The organism is Streptomyces sp. NPDC101152, from assembly GCF_044768275.1.
Taxonomy (GTDB): Bacteria; Actinomycetota; Actinomycetes; order Streptomycetales; family Streptomycetaceae; genus Streptomyces.
Map to the genome: position 1 here is coordinate 1 of NZ_JBIWPO010000093.1, position 12,358 is coordinate 12,358.

The 12,358-nt window shown below is 72.5% G+C and carries 12 protein-coding genes and 1 pseudogene; 9 read left to right on the forward strand and 4 right to left on the reverse strand.

Annotation, left to right across the window (positions count from 1 at the left end; genetic code table 11):
• Window positions 1–420: 420 nt before the first annotated feature.
• The 3 genes from ACIRVK_RS43915 to ACIRVK_RS43925 all read left to right on the forward strand — a co-directional run bounded on the left by ACIRVK_RS43915 (window position 421) and on the right by ACIRVK_RS43925 (window position 3,216).
• Complete coding sequence (locus tag ACIRVK_RS43915; protein WP_404257553.1) at window positions 421–1,110, forward strand: response regulator transcription factor; 690 nt, start codon at window positions 421–423, stop codon at window positions 1,108–1,110.
• 6 nt (window positions 1,111–1,116) lie between these two features.
• A complete protein-coding gene (locus tag ACIRVK_RS43920) occupies window positions 1,117–2,565 on the forward strand; it encodes an ATP-binding protein (protein WP_404257533.1) in 1,449 nt (482 codons plus the stop codon).
• A 339-nt stretch (window positions 2,566–2,904) separates the two neighbouring features.
• Window positions 2,905–3,216: a hypothetical protein gene (locus ACIRVK_RS43925; protein WP_404257555.1), complete on the forward strand. Its 312-nt coding sequence runs from the start codon at window positions 2,905–2,907 to the stop codon at window positions 3,214–3,216.
• Window positions 3,217–3,594: 378 nt separating this feature from the next.
• Here ACIRVK_RS43925 and ACIRVK_RS43930 read toward each other — a convergent pair.
• Window positions 3,595–3,951: pseudogene (locus ACIRVK_RS43930) on the reverse strand (amidohydrolase family protein); the annotation flags it as partial.
• Between the two features lie 168 nt (window positions 3,952–4,119).
• Window positions 4,120–5,958: a glycoside hydrolase family 15 protein gene (locus tag ACIRVK_RS43935; RefSeq protein ID WP_404257535.1), complete on the reverse strand. Its 1,839-nt coding sequence runs from the start codon at window positions 5,956–5,958 to the stop codon at window positions 4,120–4,122.
• Between the two features lie 163 nt (window positions 5,959–6,121).
• On the opposite strand from ACIRVK_RS43935, the gene ACIRVK_RS43940 reads away from it, so the two are divergent.
• Window positions 6,122–7,003 (forward strand): SIS domain-containing protein, encoded by an 882-nt coding sequence (locus ACIRVK_RS43940; protein ID WP_404257537.1) that lies wholly within the window; start codon window positions 6,122–6,124, stop codon window positions 7,001–7,003.
• Between the two features lie 20 nt (window positions 7,004–7,023).
• A complete protein-coding gene (locus tag ACIRVK_RS43945; protein ID WP_404257539.1) occupies window positions 7,024–7,872 on the forward strand; it encodes a ketose-bisphosphate aldolase in 849 nt (282 codons plus the stop codon).
• On the opposite strand, the gene ACIRVK_RS43950 is transcribed toward ACIRVK_RS43945, so the two are convergent.
• Window positions 7,873–9,006 carry a methyltransferase gene (locus tag ACIRVK_RS43950; protein WP_404257541.1) on the reverse strand — a complete coding sequence of 378 codons (1,134 nt, stop codon included), beginning with the start codon at window positions 9,004–9,006 and terminating at the stop codon, window positions 7,873–7,875. It lies immediately after the preceding gene.
• 110 nt (window positions 9,007–9,116) lie between these two features.
• Between ACIRVK_RS43950 and ACIRVK_RS43955 the strand changes: the two genes are divergently transcribed.
• From ACIRVK_RS43955 to ACIRVK_RS43965, 3 genes are all read left to right on the forward strand, one after another.
• Complete coding sequence (locus ACIRVK_RS43955) at window positions 9,117–9,425, forward strand: trypco2 family protein (RefSeq protein WP_404257543.1); 309 nt, start codon at window positions 9,117–9,119, stop codon at window positions 9,423–9,425.
• A 109-nt stretch (window positions 9,426–9,534) separates the two neighbouring features.
• Window positions 9,535–10,776 carry an ROK family protein gene (locus ACIRVK_RS43960; RefSeq protein ID WP_404257545.1) on the forward strand — a complete coding sequence of 414 codons (1,242 nt, stop codon included), beginning with the start codon at window positions 9,535–9,537 and terminating at the stop codon, window positions 10,774–10,776.
• A gap of 20 nt (window positions 10,777–10,796) precedes the next feature.
• Window positions 10,797–11,252 (forward strand): RpiB/LacA/LacB family sugar-phosphate isomerase, encoded by a 456-nt coding sequence (locus ACIRVK_RS43965; RefSeq protein WP_404257547.1) that lies wholly within the window; start codon window positions 10,797–10,799, stop codon window positions 11,250–11,252.
• 1 nt (window position 11,253) lies between these two features.
• On the opposite strand, the gene ACIRVK_RS43970 is transcribed toward ACIRVK_RS43965, so the two are convergent.
• The gene (locus ACIRVK_RS43970) at window positions 11,254–11,991 is read right to left on the reverse strand and encodes a LysR substrate-binding domain-containing protein (protein ID WP_404257549.1); all 738 of its coding nucleotides are present in this window, start codon (window positions 11,989–11,991) and stop codon (window positions 11,254–11,256) included.
• Between the two features lie 71 nt (window positions 11,992–12,062).
• Here ACIRVK_RS43970 and ACIRVK_RS43975 point away from each other — a divergent pair, with 71 nt between their 5' ends.
• Window positions 12,063–12,269 carry a hypothetical protein gene (locus tag ACIRVK_RS43975; RefSeq protein ID WP_404257551.1) on the forward strand — a complete coding sequence of 69 codons (207 nt, stop codon included), beginning with the start codon at window positions 12,063–12,065 and terminating at the stop codon, window positions 12,267–12,269.
• Window positions 12,270–12,358: the final 89 nt, after the last annotated feature.

Below are 12,358 nucleotides of genomic sequence, written 5' to 3' on the forward strand. Positions count from 1 at the left end.
GAGGGTTCGTTGACGATGGCGTACTGCGCGGCGGTGAGCGTGCCCGGGTCGGCGATCGCGAAGGGCAGCCAGGCGAGCAGGACGGTGGCGGCCGCCTAGACGGCGACGTGCCGCCGCAAAGGCTGGCGCGGAGCGCCGCCGAAGGCGCCCTTGACCGACCGGACCAGCCGCACACTCAGCCGTCGGGCGGCCCGCCACGGCCCCAGCCCAGGTGGGGAACTACGTGACGCTGATCATGGAGACCGTGCGGAGTTGCCTGACCGCTGACATCGGTCAGACGTCCGGCCAGGTCCACAGCGGTCTGCCGGGCGCGTCGGAGCGGCGGAGCGTGCGGAACGGCCGGCCCCGTCGACACCGTGGCATGGCCGCGGGCTGTCTCCTCACATGCTGTTCACATGCGGGGGCTTCTACGGTGGTGGTGTGCGGGTGCTGGTGGTCGAGGACGAGGTCCGCACGGCGGCGCTGCTGCAGCGCGGGCTGTGTGAGGAGGGGTATGCCGTCGATGTCTCCGGCAACGGTCCGGAGGCGGTGTGGCGGGCGCAGGAGAGCCCCTACGACGTGATCGTGCTGGATGTGATGCTGCCGGGTTTCGACGGTCTCGACGTGTGCCGCAGGTTGCGGGCCGGGGGATGCTGGTCGCCGGTGCTGTTGCTGACGGCCCGGGACGCGGTCACCGAGCGGGTGCGGGGGCTGGATGCGGGCGCGGACGACTACTTGACCAAGCCCTTCAGCTTCGCCGAGTTGTTCGCGCGGCTGCGGGCCCTGGTACGGCGGGGGGCCAGGGAGCGGCCCGCGCTCCTCGCCGTGGGCGATCTGCAGCTGGACCCGTCCAGTCGGCGGGTGTGGCGGGGGCAGTCGGAGCTTCAGCTGTCGCCCAAGGAGTTCGCCCTGCTGGAGCTGTTTCTGCGGTATCCCGGCGATGTACTGACCCGCACCCGGATCCTGGAGCACGTGTGGGACTTCGCCTACGACGGCGTGTCCAACGTCGTCGACCAGTACGTGGCCTACCTTCGCCGCAAGATCGACGAGCCGGGCGAAGAATCCCATCTGGAGACCGTGCGCGGAGCCGGATACCGGCTGCGGATGCCGGCTTGCGCGAAGGGCGGATGAGCCGCCATGACCCTGAGATGGCGGCTGGCGCTGCTGTTCGCGCTGGGCACCGCGGTCGTCATCGCCACCGCCGGGCTGCTGTTCCTCCAGCAGCTGACGGCAGGTCTGAACGACTCCCTGGCCTCCACGCTGCACGTGCGGGCCGACGCGGAAGTCGCGCGCCTCGCCTCCGCCGGGCCGCTGCCGCCGCTCCCTGCGCCCCCGCCTTCCGAGAGCCGGGACAGCGGCCAGCAGGGTGACCAGCACGGCCAGAACCCGGTATCGGACGACATCACGCAGGTTCTCGCCCGCGACGGCGCGGTGCTGGCGACCACCGACCCGGCCGTCCGGCAACCTCTGGCCGACGCCACGCAACGGCGGGCCGCCGCGCACGCCCCGGTGAGGTTCACCACCACAGTGGAGGGCGAAAAATACCGGATGCTGGCCGTGCCGGCCCATCATCGCGCCCGGCCCGTCCTCGTCGTGGTGGGCACCGCCTCCCACCTGGCCGAAGAGGCGACAGCACGCACCAGCACCGCGCTGTGGATCGCTGGACCGTCGGCCGTCGTCCTCGTCGGCCTTGGCGCCTACGCCCTGACCGGCTCCGCGCTGCGCCCGGTGGAACGCATGCGACGACGCCTGGCAGACATCTCCGAGCACGACACCGCAGCCCGCCTCCCGGTGCCCGGGACCCGCGATGAGATCGCGACGCTGGCGGCCACCATGAACGGCGTACTGGACCGACTGGCCCGGGCCCTGGACCGGGAACGCGGCTTCGTCGCCGACGCCGGCCACGAGTTGCGCACCCCGCTGACCATGCTGAAGGCCGAACTGGAACTGGCGCGCCGGCCGGGCCGCTCCCACCAGGCACTGGCGGACGCGATCACCGCGGCGACGGCCGACACCGACCGGCTGATCAGGCTGAGTGAGGACCTGCTGGTACTCGCCCGCGCGGACGAAGGTCACGCCTTCCTGCGAACTGAACCGATAGCCCCGGCCGATGTCCTCACCCGAGCGATCCACGCGGCTTCGGCACGCGCCGAGGCCCGCGGCGTCCGCCTGACCCTGCGCGCCGACCCGCAGGTGCGCATCGTGGCCGATCCCGACCGGCTGCGCCAGGCGATGGACAACCTCCTCGACAACGCCCTGCGCCACAGCCCGGACGGCGCCGTCATCGACGTCACGCTCAGCACCCGTCACGCGCCCGGAGCCGACGTCGCCGTGATCGAGGTACGTGACCACGGGCCCGGGTTCCCGCCGGTGTTCCTCCCCTTGGCCTTCGAGCGGTTCCGACGCGCCGATGCCGCACGGGCCAGGGCAGGCGGCGGCGCCGGGCTGGGCCTGGCGATCGTGCGGTCCATCGCCGAGGCCCACGACGGCAGCGTGGTGGCGGACAATCCAGCGGGAGGAGGCGCCCGAGTCCGCCTGGAGTTCCCGCTCGCCCCGGCCCCCGAGCGGGGACAGGCTCGGTGGTGAGACATCACACGCTCGCCGGGGCCCGACGGCGCTGCGCTGCCGTACGGGAGTGGAGCTGGTCGGAAGAGTGTCCCGCAGGCGCGGAAGCTCACCGTCGGTGATCCGGTCGACTTCTGGTCCGGGCGTTCGGCAGGCCGTCCTGCGAAACCGGCAAGACCTCGCCCGTGACGGTCTTCGCCGTGGCAGACAGCTCGGCGGTGCCGTGCCGGCCGCGGTCGCGCCGGTGCGAACTCCGAATCCCAGCATGTCAGCGTTCACATCAGCCGCACACCGTCGCTTCACGAGCCGCTTCGCACACTGAGGGCGTCAGCACATCGATCGGTTCGAAAGGCGGACATCATGAAGTTCCACCGGAAGATCGCGGCCACGGCGGTCGTTGCCCTGACCCTCGGCGGGGCAGGGATCGGCGCTGCCGTCGCCGGGTCCAGTGCGAGTGCGGCGCCGGCCGCGTCCGTCGTGCGACAGGACACGCCGCCGGAGCCGGCGGGACCGGACACCGACAACATCCAGCACGGCGACCAGAACGCCCCCGACAACGAGCAGCCGGGCGAACACGGCCAGGCGGAGACCCCGGAGGGCGCCGACGGCCCCGGCGGGCACGCCGACGCGTCCGCAGGTGCCCAGCACGAAGCCGGCAGCGCCGAGAAGTGAGAGAACAAGTGACAACCGGGGCGTCGGCAGCGACCGCATCACGCGGCCGGCGCCTCCCTCTTGACGCCTCATCCGACGGCCCCGCCACACACAGACGACCGCTTCCACGGCTACGGGCCAGATACGTGACCGACTCGCCGAGCACGGACCATCCAGCCATGAGGGGCTGGCGGTAACCAGTCCGCAGGCACCGCCTTGACCAAGCGTCACAACTTGCCAGGCCTGCCCCGCAGGAGAGTAGTCGGGGTCCGGCCCGCCAGGGAGAGCCGCCCGCCCGGCGTGCCCGGCATCCCTGGCGAACACATCCCGGCGCTTGAGCGCCGTGTGCAGCCCCTCCAGCACCGGTCCTTCGGCGGGTGCCTCGGGCAATGCCCGCATCGCCGCGAAGCACTCCTGCTCGCGCAGCAGCCCCGTGGCATGATCACCCCGGCCGACCAGTGCCAGACACGCCGAGTTCAGCCACGCGGCGTGCAGATCGGCGCTGATCAGTGCGACCGGCCGGTCCGGACACCCCCGGTCGAGCAGCGACTTGTGCGGCGCGTCGGGCCACAGCCCGTCCCGGAAGCCCTGGCCGATCACCACCTCGCCGGCGGGCCGGCCGGGTGTTCCCGTACGGCCTTGGCCACCGGCCGGCCCGATTCGAACCCGGACAGATCCATTCGGTGCCGGCTGCCGAGCCACTGCGACATGCGCGTGGGCGTCCCACGGACCGGGCAGCACGGTCTGCCCGTCCAAGTCCAGCCCGGGGCCGTCGAGTTCGCCCCCGCGGACGGCGACGACGCGTCCGTCGGCGATGCGTACGCTGCCCCGCGGCCCGCCCGGGCCCAGGGCAGCGCGTCGAGGCCGTCCGCCGGGTGGCCGGGCAAGCTGTCGAGGCTCGTCACCAAGTCTCCAACTCGGTTGTCAGCCGAGGGCCTTGTCGAGGTTGAACGCGGCGCTGATCAGGGCGAGATGGGTGAACGCCTGCGGGAAGTTGCCCTGTTGCTCGCCGGTGTGGCTGATCTCCTCCGCGTACAGGCCCAGATGGTTGGCGTACGTCAGCATCTTCTCGAACGCCAGGCGGGCCTCGTCGACGCGGCCGGCGTGGACCATCGCCTCGACGTACCAGAACGAGCAGATGGAGAAGGTGCCCTCGTCGCCGCGCAGTCCGTCGGGGCTGGCCGCCGGGTCGTAGCGGTAGACCAGGGAGTCGGACACCAGCTCGCTGGTGAGCGCGTCGAGCGTGGACAGCCACTTGGGGTCCGTGGGCGCGATGAACTTCGACAGCGGCATCATCAGCACCGCCGCGTCCAGGACGTCGCCGTCCTCGTGCTCGACGAAGGCCTGGCGGGACTCGGACCAGCCGCGGGTCATGATCCGCCGGTAGATCGTGTCCCGGGACTCGCGCCAGCGCGGCAGATCGGCGGGCAGACCCCGCCGGTTGGCCATGCGGATGGCCCGTTCGATCGCCACCCAGCACATCAGCCGCGAGTACAGGAAGTTCTTGCGGCCTCCGCGTGTCTCCCAGATGCCCTCGTCGGGCTGGTCCCAGTGCGCGCACACCCAGTCCACCAGCGCGCACACGTCGTCCCACTGATCGCTGGAGATGGGCTTGGCCCACTTGTCGTAGAGGTAGATCGAGTCGATGAGCGCGCCGTAGATGTCGAGTTGCAGCTGGTCGGCGGCGGCGTTGCCGACGCGCACCGGTGCGGAGCCCTGATGGCCTTCCAGGTGGTCGAGCACCGTCTCGGTGAGGTCGGTACGGCCGTCGATGCCGTACATGATCTGCAGCGGACCCGAGGGCCTGCCGTCGCCCGGACTGATGTGCCGGGTCACGAACTTCATGAACGCCTCGGCCTCGTCGCTGAACCCGAGCCGCAGCAGGGCGTACACGCAGAACGCGGCGTCGCGCACCCACACGTACCGGTAGTCCCAGTTGCGCTCGCCGCCGAGCTGCTCCGGCAGGCTGGTGGTCGGCGCGGCGACGATCGCGCCGCTGGGGGCGTAGGTGAGCAGCTTCAGGGTGAGGGCGGAACGGTGCACCATCTCCCGCCAGCGGCCCCGGTACTTGGAGGCGGACAGCCAGCGCCGCCAGTAGGTCACCGTCCGGTTGAAGTGTTCCTCCGCCTCGACCTTCGCGCACCGGCGCGGCTGCACGTCACCGCCGACCTGGTCCAGCGCGAACACCGCGCTCTCGCCCTCGGAGAGCTTGAAGTCCGCCCGGACGTCCTGCCCCCACGGCTCCAGCGGCACGGTGGCCGTCAACGCGAGCGACAGCCCGTCGGTCGCGAAGACCGCCACATCGCCCTCCACGCGCACGGCGTGCGGCCGGGTGCCGTAGGCGAAGCGCGGGGCGACCCGGGTGCGGAACGGGATGGAGCCGCGCACGCACACCACCCGCCGGATCAGCCGGTGCCGCTCGACCTCGACGTCCCCGCCGGCCACCGGCATGAAGTCCTGCACCTCGCCGACCCCGTCCTCGGTGAAGAAGCGGGTGATCAGCACATTGGTGTCGGGGAAGTAGAACTGCTTCGTCCTCGCCGGCACGGACGCGGCCAGCTCGAAGCACCCGCCGCGCTCGGCGTCCAGGATCGCCGCGAAGACACTCGGCGCGTCGAAGGCGGGGCAGCAGTACCAGTCGATGGTGCCGTCGGTGCCGACGAGCGCCACGCTGCGCAGATCACCGATCAGACCGTGCTCGGCGATCGGGAGGTAGCGCGGGCCGGCCCCGGCGCCGTCCTGGTCGGTCACTCGTGCGCCCATCGCAGCCTCCCTGCCATGCCACGCGTCCCCGCACTCAGCCTAAGCGGAACGGCGGCCGTCGGCGCCGGGATCCCGCCGGATCGATCCGATGCGGCGGGATGCTTGATTATGCTCGAAAGCTCGCTATATCTTGCAAGAACGAACAACCAGGGGAGGGTTCGGCATGACCCATGTCGAGGACGAGCTGAGCAGCCAGCCCGAGTGCTGGATACGGGCCGCCGCGGAGGCGGAACGGCACGTCGGGGCGCTCCCGGCGCCGGGGGAGCGGGTCGCGATCGTCGGATGCGGCACCTCGTACTTCATGGCGCAGGCGGCCGCGGCGCTGCGCGAGGGCGCGGGTCAGGGGGAGACGGACGCCTTCGCCGCCTCGGAGTTCCCGCCCGCGCGCTCGTACGACCGTGTCGTCGCCCTCACCCGCTCCGGGACGACGACCGAGGTCCTCGAACTGCTCGGCCGGCTGAAGGGACGCACCCCCACCACCGCGATCACCGCCGACCCGCGCACCCCCGTCATGCAGGCGGCCGACGAGGTCGTGGTGCTCGACTTCGCCGACGAACGGTCCGTTGTGCAGACCCGGTTCGCGACCAGCGCCCTCACCCTGCTGCGCGCCCGACTCGGTCTGCACACCGATGTCGTGGTCGCCGACGCCCGGACGGCCCTTGCGACCCCGTTGCCCGAAGGCCTCGTCGACTGCGCCCAGTTCACCTTTCTCGGCCGCGGCTGGACGGTGGGGCTCGCGAGCGAGGCCGGACTGAAGATGCGCGAGGCCTCGCTCGCCTGGACCGAGGCCTACCCGGCCATGGAGTACCGGCACGGTCCCATCAGCGTCACCACCCACGGCACCGCGACCTGGATGCTGGGCGAGGCACCCGACGGGCTGGCCGAACAGGTGCGGGAGACAGGCGGGTTGTGGGTGGCGGGCGGTCTCGACCCGCTGGCCGAACTCGTCCGGGTCCAGCGGCTCGCGGTCGCGGTCGCCGCCGCCCGCGGTATCGACCCGGACCGGCCCCGCCATCTGACCCGCTCGGTGATCCTCGCTCCCTGACGACCCGAAAGGCATCAGCCGTGCCCCTCGTCACCACCGGCGAACTCGTCACCCGGGCCGCCGCCGCGCACTCCGCCGTCCCCTCCTTCAACATCATCACGTTGGAACACGTCGAGGCCGTCATCGCCGGCGCCGAGGCCGCGCGGGCACCCGTCGTCCTCCAAGTCAGTGAGAACGCCGTGAAGTTCCGCTACGGACGCCTGCTGCCGCTGGCCCGCGCCGCCGCCACCGCAGCCCAGCGCGCGACCGTACCCGTCGCCCTGCACCTCGACCACGTCCAGAGCGACGACCTGCTGCGCCAGGCACCCGGCGCCGGCTTCAGCTCGGTCATGTACGACGCGGCCCGGCTGCCCTACGAGCAGAACCTCACGGCCACCCGGGCCGCCGCCGACTGGGCGCACAGCCAAGGCCTGTGGATCGAGGCGGAGTTGGGACAGGTCGGCGGCAAGGGCGGGCAGCCCGCACTGGACGCCCACGCCCCCGGCGCCCGTACCGACCCCGCCGAGGCCCGCGCCTTCGTCGCCGACTCCGGAGTGGACGCCCTCGCCGTGGCCATCGGCAGCACCCACGCCATGACCACCCGTACCGCGACCCTCGACCACACCCTGCTCAAAGCCCTCTCCGCAGCCGTCGACGTCCCGCTCGTCCTGCACGGCTCCTCGGGCGTTCCCGACGACGAACTCGCCCGCGCGGTCGCGGCCGGCATCGCCAAGGTCAACGTCGGCACCGCCCTCAACATCGCGATGACCGCCGCCATCCGGGAGTTCCTGGCGGACCATCCCGAGGCGGTCGACTCGCGGAAGTACCTCAGCGTCGGCCGGGAGGCGATGGTGCGGACGGTGACCGACATCGCCCGGACTCTCGCCTGACTACCTCTTGACGGCCTTCAGCACCACGAACTTCCGGTCGCCGGCGACCAGTTCACTGTTGCCGAACAGCCGGCGCAGCTTCACGTGGTACCCGAGGTGCCGGTTGCCGATCACCCACAGCTCACCGCCGGGCCGCAGCACCCGCCTCGCCCCGGTGAACATCCGCCACGCCGTCGCGTCGGTCGTCGCCTGGTGCGAGTGGAACGGAGGGTTGTTCAGCACCAGATCGACGCTCGCGGCAGGCACCCCGGCCAGCCCGTCCCCCACCCGGAACTCGGCGTGCCCCGGCACGCCGTTCGCCTTGTACGTCGCCTCCGCCGAGGCCACGGCCTGGAACGACTCGTCCACGAACAGCACCTCGGCGTCCGGGTCGGCGACCGCGACCGCCGTCCCCACGACCCCGTTCCCGCAGCCCAGGTCCACCACCCGCCGGCCGCCGAGGCCGCTGGGCAGATGCCCCAGGAAGAACCGCGTACCGACGTCCAGCCGGTCCGCGCAGAACACGCCCGCGTGATTGACCACCGTGCGCCCCGAGACCGGCCCGACGTCGTCCGGCAGCTCGTACGCGTACGGCCAGGGACTGATGGGCCGCTCCAACGCCGGATCGGGCGTGCAGAAGATCAGCCGCGCCTTCTTCTCGGCCAGCGAGGTACGGGTCGGCCCGAGGATCCGCTCGAACAGCCGCAGTGTGGAGGTGTGGATCTCCTTCACCATCCCCGCCCCGACGACCACCGTCCCCGCGTGCACCCCGGGCGCCAGCCTCAGCAACTGGTCCTCCAGCAGGGCGAGGCTCTTCGGCACCCGCACCAGCAGCAGGTCGACCCGCTCGGGCGGCGGATCCTGCGTGGTCAGCAGCTGGACGGCCCCCGGCTCGACGTCGTTGCGTGCGAGATTCGCCCTGGTCGCCTCCTGGGCGAGGAAGGAGTCGGTGATCTGTACCGGCCGGTGCTCGGCCAGCGCGGTGGCCAGGGCACCCCACCGGTCCCCGACGACCACCACCGTGCCCGCCGGCCGGACCTTCTCCTCGGCGAGATACCTGAGCAGGTACTCGTCGGAGGCGTCCCAGGCGCGCAGCCTGTCTCGGGGATCCTCGGGAAAGCGGGCCAGGGCGAACTCGCCCCACGGCGTCGTCATACGGTCGTCCATCGTGCGTCAAGGCTAGCCGAGCGGCAGGTCACCGCCGCTCGACGGCCCGGCGGGGTTCCTCGGTGGGTACGATCCAGGTGACTGACCCAGGGGGGCGCATGATCGAACTGTCCGAGCTGATCCGGGACTTGCGCAAGGAACTGACGGACGCCCTCACCGACGGCGTGGGTGAGGTGCTGCGCTTCGAGCTCGGCCCGGTCGAGCTGGAGGCCACCGTCGCCCTCGACCGCGACGCGTCGGCGGGCGGCAAGGTCCGCTTCATGGTCGTCGAGGCGAACGCGGGGGGCAAGATCGCCCAGACGCAGACCCAGCGGATCAAGCTGACGCTCCAGCCGAAGCTGGTGGACCCGGACGGAATGGCCCGCACCGCCTGGATCGCGGGCGACGAGGCGGACCGGGAACGCTGAGAGCCCGCCGGGCGGTGTCCGCCAGGTCCAGGTACGCGGCCCGTGACAACCGCCTCCGCCCGTCCACGCCGGGGCCACCAACCAGGCGGATCATGGGAGACTCGCCCTCATGAGCGGCAAGGCGGACCCCCGGTCGGCGGGGGAAGGGACCACCTCGAGGACGCGGCTGGACCGGGGGCGCGGCGCGCTCGGGCCCGCGTTGGAGCTCGTGCACACCGGGCGTGCGCCCACCCGGGCCGTGCTGACCGCCGAGCTCGGCGTGACCCGGGCGACGGCCGGCGCGGTCGCCGCCGAACTGGAGGCGCTCGGGCTGATCCGCGTCGACGCGCGACCCGGCGCGGCGGCCGGTTCGCAGGGCCGGCCCTCGCACCGGCTGGCGGTCGCCGACCAGGGGCCGGTCGTGCTCGCGGCCCAGGTGCACGCCGACGGCTTCCGGGCGGCACTCGTCGGCCTGGGCGGACGGATCGTCGCCACCGCGCCCGGCTGCGAGACCGTCGACGCCGACCCGGCGAAGGTCCTCGGCTCGGTCGTCGAGGCGGGCGGCGAGCTGCTGCGGGAGACGGGGCGGCGCTGCGTCGGCGCCGGTCTCGCCGTACCCTCTGCCGTCGCAGAACCGGACGGCCTCGCACTCAACCCCCTCCACCTGGCCTGGCCGGTCGGCGCCCCGGTCCGGCGGATCTTCGCGGAGTGCGTGCGCGCGGCGGGGATCACCGGACCGGCCTTCGCGGGCAACGACGTCAACCTCGCCGCCCTCGCCGAGCACCGGCACGGCGCGGGGCGCGGCGCCCGGGACCTGCTGTGCGTGGCCACCGGACACCGGGGCGTGGGCGGTGCGCTGGTCCTCGACGGCCGTCTGCACACCGGCAGTGCGGGCCTGGCCCTGGAGGTCGGCCACCTCACCGTCAACCCCGAGGGCCGCCCCTGCCACTGCGGCAGCCGCGGCTGCCTGGACGTCGAGGCCGACCCGCTGGCCCTGCTCACGGCGGCCGGCCGGGACCCGGGCCCGGCGGACTCCCTCCTCAAACAGGCGGACGACCTGATCCGCGACCACTACACCGACCCCGCCGTCCGCACCGCCGCGGAGTCCCTCATCGACCGTCTGGGTCTCGGCCTCGCCGGCCTGGTCAACATCCTCAACCCCGACCGCATCATCCTCGGCGGCCTGCACCGCACCCTCCTCGACGCCGACCCCGACCGCCTGCGTGCCGTCGTCGCAGACCGCAGCCTGTGGGGGCAGAGCGGCAGCGTCCCCATCCTGCCCTGCACCCTGGACCACAACAGCCTGGTCGGGGCGGCCGAGTTGGCGTGGCAGCCGGTGCTCGACGATCCGCTGGCCGCACTGGGCGCCTGACCGCGACGTACTCTCGTGACATGCGGATCTCCGTCTCCTCCGACATGGACGAACCCGTCGCGCGCTCGCTCGTCGCGCAGCTGACCGAGCGCGGCCACGACGTCGTGACGCACGGCGCCCTCAGCCCCGGCGCCGACCCCCAGTGGGCCGCCTGCTCTCAGGCGGCGGCCCGGGACGTCGCCTCCGGCGCCTCGGACCAGGCGGTCGTGTGCTGCTGGACCGGTACCGGCGCGTCCATCGCCGCGAACAAGGTCCCGGGCGTACGGGCCGCGCTGTGCACCGACGCCTACACCGCGGACGGCGCCCGCCGCTGGAACGACGCCAACGTGCTCGCCCTCAGCCTGCGCCTGACCTCGGAGCCGCTGCTGAAGGAGATCCTCGACGCCTGGTTCGCGGCAGAGGCCAGCGCGGAGGCCGAGGACCGGCAGAACGTGGAGCGCGTGGAACGGCTGGACGAGGGCAGGGCCACGCGCTGAGTCACCGGCACAGGCTCCATAGCGCCGCCACCAACGGCCGCCGCAGATCCGCCCGCCGTACGAACAGCCCGATCGGGAACTCCTCCGGTGCCGGATCGGCCGGCACCACCGCCAGCCGGTCACGCACCGCACTGTGTTCGAGTACGAGGCGCGGCACCAGGCCGGTGCCGCAGCCCAGGGCGACCAGGGTCAGCAGCCCTTCGTGCCCGTCCGGTTCGGCGGCCACCTCCGGCGCGGTGCCCCGGGCGCGGAACCAGCGGTCGGCGGCCTCGCGCACCAGCCCGCGGTGGGGAAGGACGAACGGGCCGTCGAGCGCCGGGTCCGGGCGCTCGCGTGCCGTGACCAGGACCAGCTCGGTGACTGCCACGGTCCTGCTGACCAGTGGCTCGGGCAGCCGTGCCGGAATCCCTGCGACGGCCACGTCGACCTCGCCCTCGTCCAGACGGGCGAGCGCGGCCGCCGCGTCACCGGTGCGCAGGTCGAGGCGGACCTGCGGATGGGCGACACGGAAGGGCCTCAACAGGTCGGGCAGCAGCGCCTGGCAGGCGGTCACCGTGGCGAACAGTGCGAGACGTCCCGTGAGATGGGCCGGATCGGGGTGCTCCTCCCGGTAGAACCGCCACAACTCCAGTGCCCGGACGGCGTATTCACGGAAGCGGTGTCCCTCCGCCGTCAACGACACCCCGCGCGGTCCCCGCTCGAACAACCGGTGCCCGAGCTCCGCCTCCAGCCGTTGCACCGTCCGTGTCAGCGTCGCGGGGCTGACATGACAGTCCAGACTGGTCCGCCCGAGTTCAGCGTCTGCGCCAGATGCAGAACAACTGCTCCCGCACCGCGCGCCTCGGTGCCCGCCGCTGGGGTCCGCGCTTCCAGGCCGCCTACGCGCAGATCGCCTGTCCGGCCGCCGGACTCCCCGCGGACGAGGCCCTGTTGACCGCTTTCGACACCCACCCGGTGCACGAGGCGCTGTCGGCGGCGGCGAAACTGCGCCCGCCGGTGGACATCTTCGTCGCTTAGTGGTCTGCGTCGTAAGTCCTTCGGGGGTTGACTTTGGAGCTGGTTGCAGGCCTGTTCGCGGTCAGGTGCCGAGGCCTGTGAGGTGGAGG